General features: G+C 43.0%; 16 protein-coding genes. 4 read left to right on the forward strand and 12 right to left on the reverse strand.

The features are described from left to right. The first annotated feature begins 11 nt into the window (after window positions 1-11). The 3 genes from PR766_RS03170 to PR766_RS03180 are packed head-to-tail and all read left to right on the forward strand — an operon-like array spanning window position 12 to window position 7,298. The gene (locus PR766_RS03170) at window positions 12-2,765 is read left to right on the forward strand and encodes a TonB-dependent receptor (RefSeq protein ID WP_154636316.1); all 2,754 of its coding nucleotides are present in this window, start codon (window positions 12-14) and stop codon (window positions 2,763-2,765) included. Between the two features lie 47 nt (window positions 2,766-2,812). Continuing rightward, a complete protein-coding gene (locus PR766_RS03175; protein WP_006662833.1) occupies window positions 2,813-4,519 on the forward strand; it encodes an ABC transporter ATP-binding protein/permease in 1,707 nt (568 codons plus the stop codon). Then, window positions 4,509-7,298, forward strand: coding sequence for a M16 family metallopeptidase (locus PR766_RS03180; protein WP_154636315.1), 2,790 nt, complete (start codon window positions 4,509-4,511; stop codon window positions 7,296-7,298). Before PR766_RS03175 ends, PR766_RS03180 begins: the two co-directional genes overlap by 11 nt. Before the next feature lie 61 nt (window positions 7,299-7,359). On the opposite strand, the gene PR766_RS03185 is transcribed toward PR766_RS03180, so the two are convergent. After that, on the reverse strand, window positions 7,360-8,439 hold the full coding sequence (locus PR766_RS03185) for a hypothetical protein (protein WP_051420280.1): 1,080 nt from the start codon (window positions 8,437-8,439) through the stop codon (window positions 7,360-7,362). A 173-nt stretch (window positions 8,440-8,612) separates the two neighbouring features. On the opposite strand from PR766_RS03185, the gene PR766_RS03190 reads away from it, so the two are divergent. Further along, window positions 8,613-9,104, forward strand: a complete 492-nt coding sequence (locus PR766_RS03190) for a GNAT family N-acetyltransferase (protein WP_006662836.1) — start codon at window positions 8,613-8,615, stop codon at window positions 9,102-9,104. A 292-nt stretch (window positions 9,105-9,396) separates the two neighbouring features. Here the strand turns inward: PR766_RS03190 and deoD are convergent, their stop codons facing one another. From deoD to PR766_RS03245, 11 genes are all read right to left on the reverse strand, one after another. After that, window positions 9,397-10,113, reverse strand: coding sequence for a purine-nucleoside phosphorylase (deoD, locus tag PR766_RS03195; RefSeq protein WP_006657106.1), 717 nt, complete (start codon window positions 10,111-10,113; stop codon window positions 9,397-9,399). A 101-nt stretch (window positions 10,114-10,214) separates the two neighbouring features. Then, entirely contained in the window at window positions 10,215-11,438 is a 1,224-nt protein-coding gene (gene deoB / locus PR766_RS03200) for a phosphopentomutase (RefSeq protein ID WP_006662837.1), read from the reverse strand. Between the two features lie 81 nt (window positions 11,439-11,519). Then, window positions 11,520-12,842, reverse strand: a complete 1,323-nt coding sequence (deoA, locus tag PR766_RS03205; protein WP_006662838.1) for a thymidine phosphorylase — start codon at window positions 12,840-12,842, stop codon at window positions 11,520-11,522. A 101-nt stretch (window positions 12,843-12,943) separates the two neighbouring features. Next, entirely contained in the window at window positions 12,944-13,723 is a 780-nt protein-coding gene (gene deoC, locus PR766_RS03210; RefSeq protein WP_006657103.1) for a deoxyribose-phosphate aldolase, read from the reverse strand. Window positions 13,724-14,182: 459 nt separating this feature from the next. Continuing rightward, on the reverse strand, window positions 14,183-15,478 hold the full coding sequence (locus PR766_RS03215) for a NupC/NupG family nucleoside CNT transporter (RefSeq protein WP_006657102.1): 1,296 nt from the start codon (window positions 15,476-15,478) through the stop codon (window positions 14,183-14,185). A 280-nt stretch (window positions 15,479-15,758) separates the two neighbouring features. Continuing rightward, the gene (locus PR766_RS03220; protein WP_006657101.1) at window positions 15,759-16,559 is read right to left on the reverse strand and encodes a TatD family hydrolase; all 801 of its coding nucleotides are present in this window, start codon (window positions 16,557-16,559) and stop codon (window positions 15,759-15,761) included. Continuing rightward, entirely contained in the window at window positions 16,549-17,628 is a 1,080-nt protein-coding gene (locus PR766_RS03225) for a patatin-like phospholipase family protein (protein WP_006657100.1), read from the reverse strand. The genes PR766_RS03220 and PR766_RS03225 overlap by 11 nt, the downstream gene beginning before the upstream one ends. Window positions 17,629-17,772: 144 nt before the next feature. Continuing rightward, window positions 17,773-18,186, reverse strand: a complete 414-nt coding sequence (locus tag PR766_RS03230; protein WP_006657098.1) for a BON domain-containing protein — start codon at window positions 18,184-18,186, stop codon at window positions 17,773-17,775. Between the two features lie 268 nt (window positions 18,187-18,454). Then, a complete protein-coding gene (locus PR766_RS03235; protein ID WP_071524961.1) occupies window positions 18,455-18,598 on the reverse strand; it encodes a Hok/Gef family protein in 144 nt (47 codons plus the stop codon). Between the two features lie 294 nt (window positions 18,599-18,892). Further along, complete coding sequence (gene prfC / locus PR766_RS03240) at window positions 18,893-20,482, reverse strand: peptide chain release factor 3 (protein ID WP_006657097.1); 1,590 nt, start codon at window positions 20,480-20,482, stop codon at window positions 18,893-18,895. A gap of 184 nt (window positions 20,483-20,666) precedes the next feature. Next, complete coding sequence (locus PR766_RS03245) at window positions 20,667-21,737, reverse strand: tartrate dehydrogenase (RefSeq protein WP_006662839.1); 1,071 nt, start codon at window positions 21,735-21,737, stop codon at window positions 20,667-20,669. Window positions 21,738-21,802 lie beyond the last annotated feature (65 nt).

The raw sequence follows: 21,802 nt of genomic DNA on the forward strand, positions 1-21,802 counted from the left end.
AAGGGATATCCATGGCAATTCAATTCACACTCGGTCGATTCAAGCCGATTGCGCTGTCACTGGCGGTCACCAGTGCCTTAGTCAGCCAATCTGCTATCGCCCAAGAAATCAGCTTTTCACTACCAGAGCAAGGGCTAGCGAGCACAATTGAGCAAATTAGCCGTCAAGGTCAAGTGTCACTCCTGTATGACAAAAGCCAACTGAACGGTCTGCGCGCCCCCGCCCTTTCTGGCAGCTATACCCCACAAACCGCATTACAAAAAATTCTTATTGGTAGCGGGTTAGAGCTGGTTAACGAAAACGGTATGCTGGTTATTCGCCCCCAGAATTTAAATCAAGGTACGTTAGTTCTACCTGAAACCCAAGTATCCGGCGTGGTTCAAAATCATCCTGCGATGGATGTTATGTCCGCACCGCAATACGTCACCTCAGAAGAGATCAGCCAAAAAAATACAGGTGACGGCAATATCACAGATTTAATGAAAACGAACCCCGCAGTGCAGTTTGCGAATAATGATAGCAACTCAATGAACCAAGGAGAGATCAAGCCTTCGCGTATTTCGATCCATGGTTCCAGCAGCTATCAAAACGCCTATCGGCTTGATGGGATCAGCTTCAATAATGACTTTGACCCTGCTGACAGTGGCTTAGGGGAAACCGCAACGCGATTAAGCAGTAGCGATCAAGGGATTTACATCGATAGCCGTTTAATTGATAGCATGGCGGTTTACGATAACAATATTCCCGTGGAATTTGGTGGCTTTACGGGAGGCACCGTTGAAGTGAATAGCCGCCGCTGGCAAGGTGAGAATAGCGCCCATGCCTATTACCGCTTAACCCGTTCTGGTTGGAATAACCTGTTCCACGATTCAACCCAAGCTATTGATACCACCAAAAACGATACCGCCAATCCTGCTCGTTTCCAAAATCGCTACGATAAAAATGATTTTGGTGGCTGGTTTGAACTCGGAGTAACGGAAAATTCAGGCGTGGTGTTCTCGGCGTCTCGCCGTAGCTCAACCATTCCGATGACGGTGACGGGTGGGACAGGGGTCACACTCAATGGAGAAGGTCAGCTTGAAGAGATTTACTCCCCTGAAGGCACGAGAAAGCAGCGCCGCGACTCAGATAACTTTTTCCTGAAGTATACGATGGATCTGACGCCGCGAGATTCTGTCGACCTGTCCATCAACTACGCAAAATACGACAGTTACCTGTTCGCCAGCTCAGTATTAAATTCAGGTTATGACAGTACCCATGATGGTCTGGGATTTACGGGTGTATTCAAACATGAATTCGATATCGGGAAATTGGAATTAACGGCAAATACCCAAGATCTCAAAGATGACCGTAAAAACGATCAAAAAGACTATGTTGAATTACTGGATTACAGTGATTGGAAAAATCCACAATCATTACGTAGCGGTGGTCAAGGTGATTTAACAACGGAGCAACGAGTACACTCAGCAAAAGCGGTGATGCGCTTAAATACGATGACTGATGGACTCGGGATAACACATCAACCCACATTAGGCTCTGAGGTTGCATACACTAAAGGAACCTATAAACGCGATAAAGATTATTATCGTTACCGTTTTATCGGCATTGCTGACTATATAGAATATATTGGCTCAGCCCAAAATATCACACGATTCCAAGCCGGTACCCACTCGGCCGATTACACCAATTACGCCATCTTCCTCGATGATAATCTGCAATATGGTCAATTAACGCTACGTCCTGGCTTACGTTTAGATAGAGATGATTTTGTCAATCGAACCAATGTTGCCCCACGACTTTCCGGAACGTATGACCTGTTTGGCGATAATCAAACCCTGCTCATTGCAGGTGCGAACCGTTATTATGGTCGCTCAATGCTAACTTACGCTCTATATGGGGCGCAGAATGCGGGCATGCAAAACTGTACCGTCTCGTGCGATGTCGATCCTAATAAAAATGACTGGAATGATGCTCGCGACTACGAAGGTATCGATTCTCTTAAAACACCTTACAACGATGAATTAACGCTCGCACTGCAACAAGAAATCTTATCGACGACTTGGCGCTTACAGTATGTTCACCGTGAAGGCTATGATGAAGTTCGCACCCGCACCAAATACAATAGCCGCGATGAAGATAAACGTAGCATCCGTATGTACGATAATGGCGGACGCAGTTCTCACGATACCGTTACACTGTCCGTTAAAAATAGCCAACCATGGGAATGGGCTGAAGCCTCTCACGTCATGAATGCCTCATTCACTTGGCAACAAAGTGAAAGCAATACGCCAAAAGATGCTGGCTATAACGCTTTCGACCCCGGCAACAAAGTCAATCTCAATAAAGTGTGGTATGACGGAAAAGTCATTGATGCCTCAAAATTACCCTCTACCAGCTTTAACTCCCCGATTAAGCTTAACCTTGAACTCACCAGTGTATGGGATGAGTATGACGTCACATGGTACAACCGCCTGCAATGGTGGGGTTCTCGTGACCAAGCAGTTCGTTATGACAACGCTTACTATTCCGATCCAGAAAACGGTCAATTACGCAAATACACCAAGCAAAACTTCGCGAGCAAATACACATGGGATACCCGCCTAGGCTGGAAACCTGACTTTGCTTACGGCTTTGGTTTCTCTGTTGAAGTCAATAACGTATTGAATAACAAAAATATTGCAGATCGCTTTATGTTCAATGACCGAGCCATTAAATCTTATGATCCAGGTCGTCAATTCTGGCTACAAGTGAATTATGACCTCTAAGTGATTACTGTGAGCAATGTTAAACACCATAACCAAGAAATCGAGTCATGAAGACCATTAAACAATTTCTTTATTTAGTAAAACCTTTTTGGGGGCAGCGAGCTGCCCTTTTGTGCTGGGTGCTGCTATTTGCCTCATTAGGGCTTACCCTCTCTTCCGTGTGGTTCAATGTCAAAATGAACATGTGGAATGGCGACTTTTATAACGCGCTGCAAAAGCTGGATGGGCAAGCACTTTATGGACTACTGCAATATTTTGTGATTCTAGTCAGTGGACTGATCTTTGTGGTCGTCATGGGAAATTACCTCAAGCAAATGCTGATTATTCGCTGGCGTAAAGGCATGACTGAGCAAGTGCTCGGTCGCTGGTTATCCCAAAATAGTAAGCATTACATGCTGAGATTAACGTCCCAAGAGCCGGATAACCCAGACCAACGAATTGCGGAAGATATTCGCTTGCTGATCGAGTCGACATTGAATCTGCTTGTGACGTTTTTGCACTCTATGCTGACGTTAATCTCTTTTGCTGCCATTTTATGGACCCTCTCAGGGAGCCTCTCTTTCAGCTTTGCAGGCAGTGATTGGACCGTTCCCGGCTATATGTTTTGGGCATGTATTATTTACACCATCATCGGTATCGCACTAACCCAATTGATTGGTTACCCATTACGCCGCCTCCATATGGATAAACAGCGCCGTGAAGCGGACTACCGTAGCTCGCTGATTAACTGCCGCCAGCATGGCGATGCCATTGCAGGGCAGCGCGGTGAATTACAAGATCGTAAAGAGCTGATGACTCGCTTTAGCGAAATCATCCGTAACTGGAACCAGTTGATCCGCTGTGAACGAAACTTATCATTCTATACCGTGGGCTATCAGCAAGTGACCGCCCTCGCCCCAGTGTTGTTAGCTTTACCTAAATTTTTAGCGGGCGAAATTATGTTGGGTGGATTAATGCAGCTACGCCAAGCCTTCACCAGCGTAGCGACGTCTCTGGGCTGGTTTATTTTTGCCTATAAAGAAATTGCAGCGTGGCAAGCGACCGTCGCTCGTCTGTATAACTTCGTCGTGTTACTCGAAAACGATAAAACTCCAGAGGCGACACTTGAAGAAAACAATGCGCCATTAACCGCTGAATTACATGTATTTACGGCAGATCACCGCTCACTGCTGAATCACGTTAATTTGCAGGTGAACTCAGGAGAATTGCTGCTGATTTCCGGTCGTTCGGGGATTGGTAAATCCACCTTATTACGTACTTTAAGCGGTCACTGGCCATTCTTTGATGGCAAAATCAGTCGCACGGAGCATCTGATGTGGGTTCCACAGCGTCTCTATTTGCCAATTAGCCGTTTAGATAACTTATTGAGTTATCCGCAAGATGCCAGCAAATTTACCCCTACGGAGCTAAAACACGCCCTCACTCTCGTTGGGCTAGAGAAACTCCATCGACAACTCGCACTAGAAACTGATTGGAATAACCGGCTTTCTGGCGGTGAACAGCAGCGAATTATGTTTGCACGACTGCTGCTTAACCAACCTAAATTAATGCTATTGGATGAAATGACATCCGCCCTTGATGAACCAAGTGCCCTAGCATTACTGCAAATGCTAAAAGCTCAACTCCCGACAAGCAGCATTGTGTTAGTCAGCCATCAAAGCTTTGTTGACCAATTAGCGGATAAGCATCTGCGTCTATCTGAAACCACGCGGAATACGCCATTCATGACAGGAACCCCTGAATATGCTTCGTAAAATCACATTAGCAGCCTTCGTGGCAGCCCTTTTAGGCGGCTGTGTTAGCAGTGCATCTCTACAATCTGATGAGCAGAAATTACTGCCAGTGCGTCAAGATTTACAGCATTACCAGCTCGATAATGGGCTACAAGTTTACCTGCTACAGCGTAATCAACCGGGTGTTGAGCTGCGTTTGTTAGTCAATGCGGGTTCATTACAAGAAACAGAACAGCAATTAGGTTTAGCCCACTTTACGGAGCACATGGCATTTAAAGGAACGCAACATTTTCCGGGCACGACAGGGTTTAAGCAACTTGAACAACAAGGGCTAAAACTGGGTAGCCATGTCAATGCCATAACGAGCCTGAATAGCACGCTGTATAAGCTTTCCCTCCCTAACGCAACGCCAGCTCAAACCCGTACAGGGTTGCAAGTCATGGCGGATTGGGCAGCCAATATGACTTTCGATGCCGACGCATTTGAAAAAGAGCGCCCTGTCATTATTGAAGAATGGCGTTTACGCCAAGGCATGGGCTATCGTATTAATGACAGCCTCGAGAAACTACGCTATCACGGCAGCCGTTATGTGGAGCGCAATCCCATTGGCTCCCTTGATGTGGTTCGCCAAGCTCCCATTGAGCAAGCCAAAGCTTACTATAAAACGTGGTACCAACCTCAACGTATGAGTTTACTGGTTATTGGTGATTTCAACTCTTCAGCCGTGCGCGAGGATGTAAAAACCTTATTCGCATTACCTAAGCCAGACAAAATTTCCCAAGATGCACCTGAATGGAAGCGCTTTGCTGATTCCAAGAACATGTTAGTTCAAGGAGTTTTCGATAAGGAACAGGGAGCACGATACGTACAGTTTGCATTACAAAAAAATGTCTCTGCACCGCTGAATACACGCCAAGGTCAAACTGACGATCTGATGGATAATTTATGGCTAGCCATCTTAAACCAACGTTTCTCAGTCATGGTTGATAATGGCATTCTGCCGTCCATTAGTATTAATGAGCAAGGCTCCATGCTGGATAACCAACGTCTTCAGCAGTTAATGATCATCCATCCAAAAGGAAATGATTATACCGGTGCAACCGAAGTGCTATTTACTGAATTACAGCGCCTTGCGACTGAACCAGTGACTGAGCAAGAATTAAATACCGCAAAACAAGCCATGTTGGCAAAACTGAGCCAACAAGCGGGTTCCGAGCAGCGTTACAGCAATGAGTATCTTGCAGGTCAACTCACCACGGCCCTTGAATATGAGATGCCGATGTGGAACAAACGCCAACAACTGGATAATAGCTACCAATTAACGAAAGGCATCAAACCGCAAGATCTGCAACGCCATGTGGCAAACTTATTACAAACCGCATCACCTCGCTTAGCGCTGATTGGTCCAGATACGGATGAAACTGCGGTCAATAAGCAGACCTTCAGTGAACAATGGCAGCGTATTCGCCAAACACAACCAGGCCCGTTCACGCTGCGCTCTCAAGCGATTAGCCTGAAATTACCTGTTGTAGCAAAAGGGTCTATCACTGAACAATCTTCATTGCCTATCGCTAAAACTGAACAATGGATACTCAGCAACGGCATTAAGGTGATTGTTAAAACGGATAAAAACCTGAAAGATGATATTCAATTTAACTTGCAACTGCCCGGTGGACGTTCACTTGAAACGCCACAAACCGCAGGGTTAACTGATTGGGCGATGAAGCTACCAGAAAGCAGTGGTTATGGAAATTACAGTGCTCGAGATTTAGCGTTATTGGCAAAACAAAATCAGATTAGCGTGCGCCCATATAGCGAGCTACTTAGCCATGGTTATCGTGGTAAAACCCCCGTAGATAACCTCGAAACAGCATTACAATTACTGAATTTAAAACTCACCGCGCCGCAATTTAGTGGTGAAAAGCTGGAACAACACAAACAAGCTTTTGCGCTGAACTTGTCGAAAATGCCCGTTGAGCGCACTTTCCTTGACCATATTAATCAACAAAGTTACCAACATGGTGAGCTATTGGTTATCTCCCCTGAAGGTGCTTGGAAAACCTTTACTGCCCAGCAACTTCAGCAGGCTAACCGTCAGTTACTCACTTCGACATCAGACATGACATTAGTGATCACTGGCGCGATGAATGCGCGTGAATTAAAACCCATATTGGAGCAATGGATGGCGTCTTTACCTGCTCACGATGGCAAATTAGTTTGGCGTAACCAAGGGATTATGCCGAAGATGACCAGCTTCGAACAACAGTATCCAATCAGTAGTAGCGATAAGAGTATGGTGAGTATTCAATTTGCAGCACCAGCACAATGGTCCCAGCAAGATCAACTCGCTTTGCAGCTCATTGATACCATTGTTAGCCAGCGTCTGCGTAGCGAGCTACGAGAAAAAGCCAGTGGTATCTATGCGCTGAGTTTTTCACAAATGTTAGCGAAAAAACCACAGCCCTACTATTCTGGGCGATTGAATTTTACTACCGCGCCTGAGCGCGCGTCTGAGATGGTTACACTTGCACGGAATACCGTTGCACAGCTCCGCCAATCAGGTGTAACAGAAAAAGAATTAGCCGAAGCCAAAAATATTTGGCTGACAGAAAATGCCCAAGTCACGGATAGCTCCAGTTATTGGACTGAAGCTTTAGCTCAAGTCGCAGCGGATGATGGACAATTCCAAAAAATTGCCCAAGAGCAGAAGATCATTAATAAGCTCAATATTCAAGACATCAACCGACTGACTCAACAATATTTAGGACAGAATCAGAAAGTGTTTATGATGACGCCTTAGTGATATAAAAACCACAGACCCGATAGCATTGGGTCTGTGGAATACCTTTTTTATTCCTAGTTTACAGCTGATACACTAAAGCTTGTTTTTGTATTAATAAATATTTTGCTCTTTCTTCAGTAAACACCTTAAACAACGTTTTAAGATTCTCAACGGAAAAGGAGAGTCGTTCTTTTAGATAATGAACCATTGTTTTTTTATCAAAAAATTTCTCATCTAATCCTATCAACTTTTCTATATAAAATAATTTATCCTTAATTATTTCTCTAGGTTCTACAATTTCTAACACCTTCAGATGACTTGTTATTTTTTTAATTATCCCTTCAGCAACATTGACATTCTTAAAATGCTCTTTAACCGCATTTTTCAAATCATTAAACTCAGGCGAACACTCTATCAATTCATTTGAATCAAAAATTAATTCATTATTTTTCATTCTATTCGATATTTCCGCCTGTAATAAATGTGAGGGTTCATCCTCTCTAATTTCTGGCGATTGAATTACAGTAGTATCATTTCCCTTCAAACTTATTTCTTCTTTCAATTTATTCATTGATTTCATTAATTTAAAATGATTTTTAGGCTTAATATTTTTTTCTATTAATTTATCTTGTAGATTCTCTATTTCTTTTATTGCTTCATGCTGTGGTTTATCTTCAATCAGCATACCTATTTTTTCATTCATTCTTCTTAGTGTTTTTTTAGAGACATAATGACATTTCAGATCAAAAATATCTTCAACAGTACGCCTTGGAAGAATAACTCGATTGTCTCTCCCCCCAGAGAGATTATCCCAGAAATTTTTTAAATTTTGTTTAACCAATAATATTTGATTATTTTTTAATATCGTATTTCTTGTTGATGATACCACTTTAGCATCGGGTAAATTGGATACTTTAGAAACTTCATCAAGGATTTTTATGATTTTTTCTTCATTCTTAGGGGCATCAATTAACTGACTCTTAGCCGCCGTGATTTGAATTTTAAAATTTATTGGTGAACTCGTATTTTTCACTTTATTGGTGTATTTTTTTATTTTACTTATGGTTTTATCCGTAATTTTTTGATTATGTTTATGTCTAATTATTGCTTTCATTAATTTATTACTATGATATTGACTACTGTCTATAGAACTAAACATAGCTCTCCCTTTTATTCATACTTATCAGAATCTAGATAATAGAAAATCAGCAATAAATAAAAATATCATTTACCGTTGCTCATATATTATTATTTTTAATAAAGGAATATCCACTATTGACAGGCTATTTCATTAATGTGATTACTATGGGGTATAAAAATGAGGAGCTATATATGAGTGACGTAACCATCCGCAGAGCCACATTAGATGATGTTCCTGCAATCACGCAAATGCATGCGGATTACTCCGCCTATGCCAATACTTTACAACTCCCTTATCCAACGACAAAAACATGGGAAGCACGGCTAGGTGCGAATGACCCCCTCGTCACCCAGTTTGTGGCAACAATCAATGAAACCGTAGTAGGGTTACTGGTTGTGCATCAACCCTCACAAGTGCGACGTCGGCATGTAGCAAGCTTTGGTATTACGGTCAGTGAAGCCTATCAAGGCAAAGGAATTGGCTCACAATTAATGCAAGTGATGGTGGACTACTGTGATAACTGGTTGAATGTCCATCGTATTGAATTGGAAGTCTTTGCTGCGAATGGAAGTGGCTTGGGTCTGTATGAAAAGTTTGGTTTCAAGCAAGAAGGCGTGATGCGTGATTATGCTTTTCGTGATGGTGAATATGTGGATGCCATTATGATGAGCCGAATAAAGTAAGTCTATTCCTTCCTTATATCAATTACCTATTCAGTATCTCTAAACCATGAACTGAATAGGTAGATTCACAATAAAAATATCCAGCCTATATAATGATAGATGAACCCGACCATGCTATCGACCTATTAGGATAATGCAGTGCTGGTATAGCCTCATCACCATTTTTATCATTAACTGTAGTATTTTTATTTAGTGAATAAATAATAAAGTGAGCTTTTAAGCTAAAAATTAGATAAAAAAATGCCACTCGAAAGTGGCATTTTTGTCTTCAGATTGGCGTTCTAATCAGCGATTACTTATCGCCTAACAGAACTGAATCTAATGCGATTTCAATCATTTCATTGAACGTAGTTTGACGCTCTTCAGAGGTAGTTTGCTCGCCCGTTTTGATATGGTCAGAAACGGTGCAGATTGTCAGTGCACGAGCACCAAACTCAGCAGCAACACCATAAATACCCGCGGCTTCCATTTCTACACCCAGAATGCCGTATTTTTCCATCACTTTAAACATGTCTGGATCTGGAGAATAGAACAAATCCGCAGAGAACAGGTTACCTACACGCACATTCACGTTACGCGCTTTTGCTGCTTCAACTGCGTTATGAACTAAGTCATAGTCTGCAATTGCAGCAAAGTCATGGTCTTTAAAACGCTGGCGGTTGACTTTAGAGTCTGTGCATGCGCCCATACCGATAACCACATCACGCAGTTTCACGTCATCCATCACCGCACCACATGAACCTACACGGATCAGTGTTTTAACACCAAAATCAGTGATCAGCTCTTTCGCATAGATAGAGCATGAAGGAATACCCATACCATGACCCATAACTGAGATCTTACGACCTTTATAAGTTCCTGTGAAACCTAACATACCACGTACGTTATTAACCTGACGGACGTCTTGAAGGAAAGTTTCTGCAATGTACTTCGCGCGCAGTGGGTCACCCGGCATCAGTACGACGTCAGCGAAATCACCCATTTCTGCATTAATATGTGGAGTAGCCATTCGTATTCCCTTTTAATCATTAAAATTGTTCACAATAAATAAGGCAGTTGCCTGCCTTATTTTTAAATCACCTTACGGTCGTTTCAGTAAAGAAACTGACCTTAGAACATAGGCTTACCGTAATCCATTGGTGATAAATCAAAATATTTTGCGACTGTCTGACCAATATCCGAGAACGTTTCACGGTGACCTAAAGAACCCGGTTTAACTTTCGGTCCATACACCAGAACAGGGATATGCTCACGAGTATGGTCAGTACCTGGCCATGTTGGGTCACAACCATGGTCTGCAGTTAAGATCAGAATGTCGTCTTCTTTAACCAGTTTCAGCATTTCAGGCAGACGGCTGTCAAATAATTCCAACGCTGCGGCATAACCTGCAACATCACGACGGTGACCATAAGCTGAGTCAAAATCAACGAAGTTAGTGAAAACAATCGTGTCATCACCCGCAATTTTCATCTCTTCTAAAGTGGCATCAAATAACGCGTTAATACCCGTTGCTTTGATTTTCTTAGTAATACCGACGTGTGCATAAATATCTGCAATTTTACCGATAGAAACGACTTCACCTTGTTTCTCTTCGACTAATTTTTGCAGAACAGTTGGCGCTGGTGGCTCAACCGCTAAATCATGACGGTTACCTGTACGCTCAAAATGACCCGCTTTGTCACCGACAAATGGACGCGCAATAACACGACCGATGTTGTAACCACCTTTGGTTAACTCTTCACGGGCAATTTCGCACAGTTCATACAGCTTATCTAAACCATAAGTCTCTTCATGGCACGCGATTTGGAATACAGAGTCCGCAGAGGTGTAGAAAATCGGTTTACCCGTTTTCATGTGCTCTTCACCCAGTTCATCAAGGATCACTGTACCCGATGAGTGACAGTTACCTAAATAACCCGGTAAATTGGCTTTTTCGACCAGTGTATCCAACAGCTCCTGAGGGAAGCTGTTTTCATGTTTTTCGAAATAGCCCCAGTCAAACAGAACAGGAACACCTGCGATTTCCCAGTGACCTGATGGCGTATCTTTACCTGAAGAAAGCTCGCTTGCATAACCATAAGCGCCGATGATTTCCGCATTAGGATCCAGACCCACAGGGAATTTTCCGCTCGATTCTTCTCCTGCTTTACCTAAACCTAATTTTGTTAAGTTAGGCAGGTGTAATGGACCTTTACGACCTTTATCAGCTTCACCGCGAGCACAAGCTTCTGCGATATGACCAAGTGTGTTTGAACCTTCGTCACCGAATTTGTGGGCATCACCCGCAGCACCGATCCCAAAGGAATCCAATACCATAATAAATGTGCGTTTCATATTTATTCTCCTGCGATACAGCTTATCTGTTCATCGCTTCAATCTAACCCGAACCTTTCGATGAAAAATGCGGATATCGGTTTATTCACTAATTTGACGATAGACCATAGGCGTCGCTTCAGGGGCTTTATCCCCAATAATCATAGCAGCACGAACTTCTTTCGCCGCATCTTCCCATGATTTTTCGCTATTGGCATGAATAATCGCAAGTGGAGTTTGGGTATCAACTTTGCTACCTAATGCTGCGATTTCACTTAAACCAACGCTATAATCGATTGGGTCAGTTGCTTTACGACGACCACCACCTAACGTTACCACAGACATACCCAGTGCTCGTGTGTCCATTTGTGTGATAATGCCGGCTTGTGGTGCATAAACAGCTTTGCTAAGCACTGCTGTTGGCAGATATTTGTTGTAGTTCTCAACAAAATCTTTTGGACCTTTTTGTGCCGCAACCATACGACCAAATACTTCAGCGGCTTGACCGTTGTCCAGTACCGCTTGTAATTTCTGGCGGGCCTCTTCACGATTAGCTGCCAATTTACCCGATACCAACATTTCAACACATAACGCCATCGTAACTTCAAATAAACGTGGGTTACGGTATTCACCCGTCAGGAACTGGACGGCTTCACGGACTTCGACAGCGTTACCTGCGCTAGATGCGAGAACTTCGTTCATATCGGTTAGTAGTGCCGTGGTATTACAGCCCGCGCCATTCGCCACTTGAACAATGGATTCAGCCAGTTGCTCTGATTTTTCATACGTTGGCATAAATGCGCCAGAACCCACCTTAACGTCCATCACTAAAGCATCTAAACCTTCGGCTAACTTCTTACCTAAAATAGAGGCAGTGATCAGTGGGATAGAGTCAACAGTAGCTGTGATATCACGGGTCGCATAAAAGCGTTTATCCGCAGGTGCTAACGAATTAGTTTGTCCAATAATCGCCACACCAACATGCTTAATAATATCTCGGAAACGTTCATCGTCAGGGAAAATATCAAATCCTGGAATGGCTTCAAGCTTATCTAATGTTCCACCCGTATGACCCAAACCACGACCAGAAATCATTGGTACATAACCACCGCAAGCCGCGACCATTGGACCTAACATCAATGAAGTGACATCACCAACGCCACCCGTGGAGTGTTTATCCACTAATGGACCATTCAGATTCAGTGATTTCCAATTTAATACGGAACCTGAGTCACGCATTGCGAGCGTCAGTGCGACACGTTCAGGCGTTGTCATGTCATTGAAATAGATAGTCATTGCTAAGGCAGCAATTTGACCTTCAGAAACAGTGTTATCACGCACACCATTGATGAAGAAACGAATTTCCTCTTCACTTAATGATTTGCCATCACGTTTTTTACGAATAATTTCTTGAGCGAGAAACACAATAGGCTCCTTAATTTACATCGAATTCTTCGGCTAAACAGTCACTGCTATTGCCCAGAATCGATTGGGCAATAGTCTGATATCACTGATGACTGCGATTATTAATAGCTGCTAGTAGACTTTTTAACGTCAAATCCTAGCGTATTTAATAAGTTCGCTAATAAGCTAGATGCCCCAAAACGGAAATGGCGAGCATCCGCCCAATTGTCGCCTAAGATTTTGCTTGCTAAGGCTAAATATTGTGCTGCTTCTTCAGCGGTACGAACACCGCCAGCAGGTTTGAAACCAACACTTTTCGCGACGCCCATATCATGGATGACTTGCATCATGATTTCAGCGCTTTCTAAAGTGGCATTCACAGGTACTTTACCTGTCGATGTCTTAATAAAATCAGCACCTGCATTGATTGAAATTTCAGATGCCTTACGAATTAAATCTGCGTCTTTTAATTCGCCTGTTTCAATGATTACTTTCAGTAATACATTTGCTTCTGCACATGCATCTTTACATGCTTTCACTAAATCGAAACCGATTTTTTCATTCCCTGCCATCAATGCACGATAAGGGAAAACAACATCAACTTCATCAGCACCGTAAGCGATAGCCGCTTTCGTTTCTGCTAATGCAATTTCAATATCATCATTACCATGTGGGAAGTTGGTGACAGTTGCAATACGGATATCGGGTGTTCCTTGTTCACGTAATGTTTTACGTGCAATAGGAATAAAACGAGGATAAATACAGATAGCAGCGGTGTGGCCTGCAGGGCTTTTTGCCTGATGACATAGTGCGATAACTTTCGCATCAGTGTCGTCATCATTCAATGTGGTTAAGTCCATCAGGGTCAGTGCGCGTTGCGCTGCTGCTTTTAAATCAGTCATATAACTCTCCAACGATGTTAATTCTTTCAGAACGATACGTTCTTTGTTGGCGAGCGGGCTTGTTCCATAAAGATGCTAGTTAGGTTTTCCAAACTCAGCAGCTGAGATCCATCTCACCGCACGGTGCCCTAGAGTCAGTTGACTCTAAGAACTATCAGTTCCGTGGCAACTTACTAATACCTATTTGACCACGTAACTGGGATATTTTATGCGCTACAAATCACATTTATCGACTGAACGTTACATTATTAAATATATATCCGTGAACAATATCACAGTATAGCAGGTAATCACTCACTGTTTCACCGTCATTATACTGACTGCCGCCGCTTCGTCATAAATTGATTACGTTAAGGATAGTTGAAAAAGTAAGAGTTACGATACAAAACAGAAAAAGAATATCTCAGAATAAAATGACAGCGGAAAGACAAATTGCCCTTCCGCTGCAAAATAGAGGGATTACATTGCGGTCATTGCTGCCAAGGTTAAGAAGAAGCCTGCGATGGTTGCGCTCATTAAGTTAGAGAGCGTACCGGCCATAACGGCTTTCATACCTAAACGAGCTACATCACTACGGCGATTTGGAGCCATTCCACCTAAGCCACCCAGCAAAATTGCCACAGAAGACAAGTTTGCAAAACCACACAGTGCGAAAGAAATAATCGCTTTAGAGTGATCAGACAGAACTTGTTTACCCGCTGCAATCACATCCGCATCTGCTTTCATATATTCACCGAAGTTCATGAAAGCCACGAATTCGTTTACAACGACTTTTTGACCAATAAATGAGCCTGCAATGGTCGCTTCGCTCCATGGCACACCAATAAGGTATGCGATTGGCGCAAATACCCAGCCCAATAATAATTCTAGGGATAATTGTGGATAGTTAAACCAACCACCGACGCCACCTAAAATACCGTTGATCAGAGCGATTAATGCGATAAACGCGAGTAACATAGCCCCCACGTTCAGAGCCAGCTGCATACCGGATGCTGCACCAGATGCTGCGGCATCAATGATATTCGTTGGGCGATCTTCCTCAGCGACTAAATCTTTGGCATCCACATTATCTCTAGCCACTTCTGTTTCTGGCACCATTAATTTAGCAAATAGCAAACCACCCGGCGCCGCCATGAAGGATGCTGCAATCAGGTACTCCATTGGAACGCCCATTTGCGCATAACCAGCTAAGACAGAGCCCGCTACAGAGGCTAAACCACCACACATGATGGCAAATAGTTCAGAGGTCGTCATGGTCGAAATATAAGGACGAACAACCAGAGGGGCTTCTGTTTGACCAACGAAAATATTCGCTGTTGCAGATAAAGACTCGGTTCTTGAGGTTCCCAGAACTTTTTGCAGACCACCACCTAGAATTTTGATGACCAGTTGCATGATGCCAAGATAATACAGGACTGCAATCAATGATGAGAAGAACACGATGATAGGCAATACACGGAAAGCAAAGATAAAACCGCCACCGCCAAATAACTCAAACATTTTGTCAGAAACCAGTCCGCCAAAGATAAAGCTCATCCCATCTTGGCCATAACCGATAACTTTAGATACGCCGTTAGACATACCTTCTAAAACACTGCGCCCCGCAGGGACATAAAGAACAAATGCACCAATGGCGACTTGGATTAAAAAAGCACCGCCGACTGTACGAAGTCTAATGGCTCGACGATTGCTGGAGAAAAGAACGGCTATCGCAATAAGCACCGCCATCCCAACAATACTCAAAATGAGTTGCATGGAAGTATCCCTGTTCACTTAATTCTAGGTTAATGTATAAATAAACTCGTAAGGCTCCGCGAGTCTTAGTTCGATGATTATAACCAGTCATCATTAATAACCCGCAATATTCATCACAAATCCAAAGTGCAATAAGCAACATAAATTCAAATATTGTGATAAACATCACAATAGGCAGTCAGTTTAGTCTGGAAAGGCACGAATACGATAGTCTATTAGGTAAAAAACTGAATGGTTTTACTTGAGTAACTCATGGAAATACATAAGAAATAATTATCAATTAGCGCATTTCGGTCTGATTTAGATTAAATAACGTCCGACTATTGTTGTAAAGTTGTTGTGCTATCTCATCGGCAGATTCGTGTCGCAGCTCACATAAAGACTGAAATACCCACTGAATACGCTCAGGTCGATTAGGTTCACCTTGAAAACCGGATACAGGCATATCCGGCGCATCAGTCTCAAACACTAAACAACTTAGCGGAAGTTGTGCCATCACTTGGCGTGTTTTATTGGCCCGCTCATAAGTGATTGTTCCGCCAACACCGATGTAATATCCCAATTTCACAAAGTTTTCAGCCTGAGAGAGACTACCCGCAAAGCCATGCACCACACCACGAGCAGGAACATCATGGCGACGTAACATGGCAGCTAGTTGATCATGGGATTTTCTCGAATGCAGGATAATCGGTAAGTCAAACTGTTTAGCTAACTTCAGTTGACGCTGAAGCAGTATTTGTTGGCGCTCAAATTGTGGATCTTGCATATAGAGGTCGAGTCCAATCTCCCCAATAGCGATACATTTTTTACTTTTACGCGCCAAAAAATCTACCAGCATTTCAAAATGCACTTCTTGAAACTGACTTAAATACAAGGGATGAAACCCCATTGCGGCATACAACTGGGGATAATCAAGAGAGAGACTCCAAACTCGCTGAAAATTATCTGCACTCACCGTTGGGATAATGATATCTGTTATCCCTCCTTCTGCGGCTTTCTCTAAGCTGTCTGACAATGCATCGCTAAATGGAGGAAAATCAAAATGACAGTGGGTATCGATAAAACGAGGATTATCCATCATGCACTTGGCTACCTTGCAAAACGTTAGCGCCAACAACATCAGCCACCTTTTCGACTAGTAAGGATTCTTCCTGATCTTCTATATGGGCCAATTCTAACGAATGTCTACGCTTAGAAAATCGATTAAAACTCGTATCATTACTGGCAAATTGTTGAGCCAATGCAGCAATAAAATAGCGTCCACAACGACGACCTACATGATAGTCTTGATTTAAGGCACTAATTTTACTACCCAACGCACTACTTTTCAGCGGTGTGGGCGGGTAAATTTCAAAAATTTGTACGCCATCAGGTGGGTTTTCAATAAACTCTTGGGTTTTACGATAGCTTTTTAAGTGAACTTTTAACATCGCAGCCATTCGCTGTAACGCCGAATTATCCCCTTCTAACCAACGCGTCATACGCTTAACCCACTCAGGTGTAAAATACATCTGAGAAGGCACTGTACGAACTACAACAATGGTGTCAGCACCACGCCGATAAGCTTCTTCAACAGGGATAGCTGCGCTGATTCCACCATCATGATATCGCACACCACTAAATTCAACGCCTGTCCGATAAAACCCAGGAATTGCACTGGAAGCGCGAATGATGTCTAACCACGAATCCGCATCCGGTTGTAAAAATTCAGCAGAAAAATCATCACTACGGCTTGCTCCCATATAGAATTCACGCCCAGACTTTAACAATTCAAGCCCTGCATCCATATTAAGAGGGAACTCTTTCGCCGTCGTTTCAATCAACCAATCAAGGTCGATTAAATTCCCGCCACGAATGAATCGCAGTGGGTTAAAAAAATCAAGGTTGGTGGTATAGCGCGTAATGACTCGGCGAGCATAACCTGCTTGCCCACAGATATAAGCCGATAGATTTTGAGCGCCTGCAGAGGTTCCAATCATCAAATCAAAAGGGTTAAAGTTTTCTATCAAAAACTCATCCAATACACCCGCAGTGAAAATACCACGCTGACCGCCTCCTTCACAAATAAGTGCGGTTTTTCCTCCGTTAATTTCGTCAGAAAATGCGAGTGGCTCAATCGTGCCTAAAGTGACTGGAACATGCTTTCCCATAGTAACCCTTTATCTATATTGACATTGACGACTCGTTCATCAATCCCACTATCAATCAAATGACATTGGTTTTCATTAAACCGCTTTTCTCTGGGAGAGCAAATAGCAAAATGAGCTTTCAATTGAAAGCCCATTTAAAAGAAATTACTTATCTGCCAGAACTAAACCATTTTGTACTGATTTTACACCTTTTGCTGTCGAGGCGATTTGTACAACTTGATTTATTTGTTCGCTAGATTTAAGGAAACCTGAGAGGTAAACCACACCTTGAATCGTTTTCACTGAGACGCTATTGCTTGGGATTCCACTCGTACTTAAGAGCTTACTTTTAATATCCGCAGTAATAGATGAATCATCCATATAAGTGTCGGTGCTTTTCACGCCACTAGAAATGGCATTTCCTGTATCTTTTCCTGCCATTTCAACAGTTTTAGCTGCGCTGTCCCAAGTTTCCGAAGCTTGTTTTTTCAAGGCGCTATCCGATGATGAGCTACAAGCAAAAAGTGCCCAGCTCAACCCAATGACACCTAAAGAGCGTAAAACGGCGATCTTTTTCATTGGAACCTTCCTCTTGGTATGATTAATAAACTAACAATGTCATAGCCTAAGTAAAAAATAGGTAAAAATAAAGTCAAATAACTCATCTATCAGAGGATTACTAAAGGAAAAATTTTATTCCCAGAAAAATATTCTTAATTCGATTATTCAAATCAGAAAGCGACAAATCATTCTCTAGCTGTAGGCTGTAGTAAGAATAGAAAAATAGGGTGCCTGTACCACCAACGAACAACAGAAGAGAAATGTGGGGGATAACTCCCCCACCAGACTACTCAATACATAACAGAGTAGCTTGAACCTTTGTATTTCCACTCACTACATTGACCGTACATAACCGATCCCGCAGTTGTAGTGAAAGACACAATACCGTGATACACACGGTCATTAGCCCTATCAGAGCGAACTTGGTCATTCCTCTTGACTCCTGTACAAAAAGGAGACAGAATCCAGTTGCTGGTTGGAGACTGCCTCGAGTTACTGTTAAATAGAACTCGGGGCTTTCGTCTTTTTAGTCCTCACAACCTGTTGTCTGCTTGAACCAAAATGATCCAAGCACCCACAGTCATCATAGCAGCATGCCCTTCACGAAAAAATACTCGTTCCAGTAGCTACTTAATTGAATAAATTGATAATTAATCAGATATATAACAAAAATGACCAACTAAGTTGGCCATTTCAAAATTATCACGTGAAGAATAAAGAATGATTAATGTTCGCGTGTCTTACGGAATTTCACTTCAGGATAACGTTCGCTGGTTAAGTTCAAGTTAACCATTGTTGGTGCAATATAAGATAAATTGTCACCACCATCTAACGCTAAATTTTGCTCATTTTTGCGCTTAAATTCTTCGAATTTTTTCACATCATCGCACTCAACCCAACGTGCGGTAGACACGTTAACGGCTTCATAAATCGCTTCAACGTTATATTCACTTTTTAAGCGAGAAACGACGACGTCAAATTGCAGTACCCCGACCGCACCCACAATCAGGTCATTATTCGTTAATGGGCGGAATACCTGCACGGCACCCTCTTCTGATAACTGAACCAAGCCTTTCAGTAACTGCTTCTGCTTCAGAGGATCACGCAGACGAATACGACGGAATAATTCAGGTGCAAAGTTCGGGATCCCTGTAAATTTCAGCTCTTCGCCTTGCGTGAAGGTATCACCAATCTGGATAGTTCCATGGTTATGCAAGCCAATAATATCCCCTGCATACGCATTCTCGACTTGAGAACGGTCACCCGCCATAAAGGTTAGAGCATCTGAAATCACTACGTCTTTCTTAGTACGAACTTGACGCAGTTTCATGCCTTTTTCATAGGTTCCCGAGACGATACGCATAAAGGCAACACGGTCACGGTGTTTTGGATCCATATTCGCCTGAATTTTGAAAACGAAACCTGTAAATTTCTCTTCAGTGGCTTCCACTTCACGCACATCCGTTTTACGTGCTTGCGGTGCCGGTGCCCATTCAACAAGGCCATCAAGCATATGGTCGACGCCAAAGTTACCTAATGCAGTCCCAAAGAAGACGGGGGTTAACTCACCCGCGATAAAGGCATCGTGGTCAAATTCATGGGAAGCCCCTTGAACTAGCTCCAGCTCTTCACGTAATTGAGACGCTAACTCATCGCCCACTTCCGCATCTAACTCAGGGTTATTTAACCCTTTAACGATGCGGACTTCTTGAATTGTATGACCTTGACCTGTTTGATACAAAATGGTTTCGTCACGCAGTAAGTGGTAAACACCTTTGAATAACTTACCGCAGCCAATTGGCCATGTGATTGGGCAACAAGCAATTTTCAGCTCATTTTCCACTTCATCTAACAGCTCCATTGGGTCGCGAATATCACGGTCCAATTTGTTCATAAAGGTCAGAATTGGCGTATCGCGCAGGCGGGTAACTTCCATCAGCTTACGAGTACGATCCTCAACCCCTTTACCGGAGTCGATAACCATTAAGCAGCAGTCAACGGCAGTTAATGTACGATAAGTATCTTCCGAGAAGTCTTCGTGTCCTGGGGTGTCTAACAGGTTCACTAAGCAATCATTATAGGGAAATTGCATCACAGAGGTGGTGATTGAGATACCACGCTGCTTTTCCATTTCCATCCAGTCTGATTTGGCATGCTGGTTAGAACCGCGACCTTTTACCGTTCCCGCACGTTGAATTGCGTGTCCAAAAAGTAATACTTTTTCAGTGATCGTGGTTTTACCGGCATCGGGGTGAGAAATGATAGCAAACGTTCTACGGGTGCTAACTTCATGGAGAAAATTCTGATCTGTCATTTAACCGTTCTTTTCGTCTATATCCAGATTTGTATGGGCATCAGGAAGAGGCTCGAGGTGGCTCTAGCGCAGCAAATCCGTATTGTTAATCGTAATTGGCGGTTATTTTCGCAGATCTTGGGGTTATAAACAATCAGAGCCTGAAATGTTAGGCGCTCCACCCACAGGATGGAGCCCAATAAACTTACACCGACACTGTCACTAACTGAGCAATTTCCAGCCCTAATTCTTGTGTGCTGGCATTTCCGCCCATATCGCGAGTCAAATGACGGCGCTCACGAATAGCCGTTTCAACCGCTGACATAATCGTATCGTGCATTTCTTGGCAACCAAGATGCTGCATCATCATCGCTGCCGCCCAGATAGTGCCAATTGGGTTAGCAATATTTTTCCCAGCAATATCCGGTGCAGAACCATGCACAGGTTCAAACATCGATGGGAACTGTTTTTCAGGATTGATATTCGCGGACGGTGCAATCGCAATCGTCCCCGTACAGGCGGGCCCAAGATCTGACAAAATATCTCCAAATAAGTTTGATCCCACAATCACATCATAAAATTCCGGCATTCTCACTAAGTTAGCCGCAAAAATATCAATGTGGAATTGGTCAACTTTTACATCAGGGTACTGCTTCGCCATTTCAGCCACACGGCTATCCCAATACGGCATTGAGTGAAATAATCCATTGGATTTCGTGGCTGAACTTAAATGTTTTTTATCGCGAGAACGGGCAAGTTCGAAAGCATATTTTAAAATTCGGTCAGTCCCTTTGCGGGTAAAAATACTTTGCTGGGACACCATTTCATCTTCCGTCCCTTCATACTGAATTCCGCCAATGGCAGAATATTCGCCCTCTACGTTTTCGCGCACGACATAAAAATCAATATCACCCGGTTTTTTATCCACCAGCGGGCATTTAATCCCTTCAAATAAACGTACCGGACGCAAATTCACATATTGATTAAACGCACGGCGAATTGGCAGCAACAAACCCCATAAGGAAATATGGTCAGGAACCCCTGGGAACCCAACGGCACCTAAGAAAATGGCATCAAATTTTTTCAGTTGTTCTAGACCATCTTCCGGCATCATACGACCAGTACGGTGATAGGTTTCACACGACCAATCAAAGTGTGCAAAGTTAAGCTTTACACCGTGCTTTTGTGCTGCTGCCTCTAAAACACGTAATCCTTCAGGGATCACTTCCGTTCCAATTCCATCACCCGGAATGACTGCTATATTAAATTGTGCCATTTTCAACGCCCTTATTATTATCTACGCATGTTCTCCAGTTTATGGCTTGCTGTGATAAAGTATAG

Source organism: Providencia sp. PROV208, assembly GCF_028479465.1.
Lineage (GTDB): Bacteria > Pseudomonadota > Gammaproteobacteria > Enterobacterales > Enterobacteriaceae > Providencia > Providencia alcalifaciens.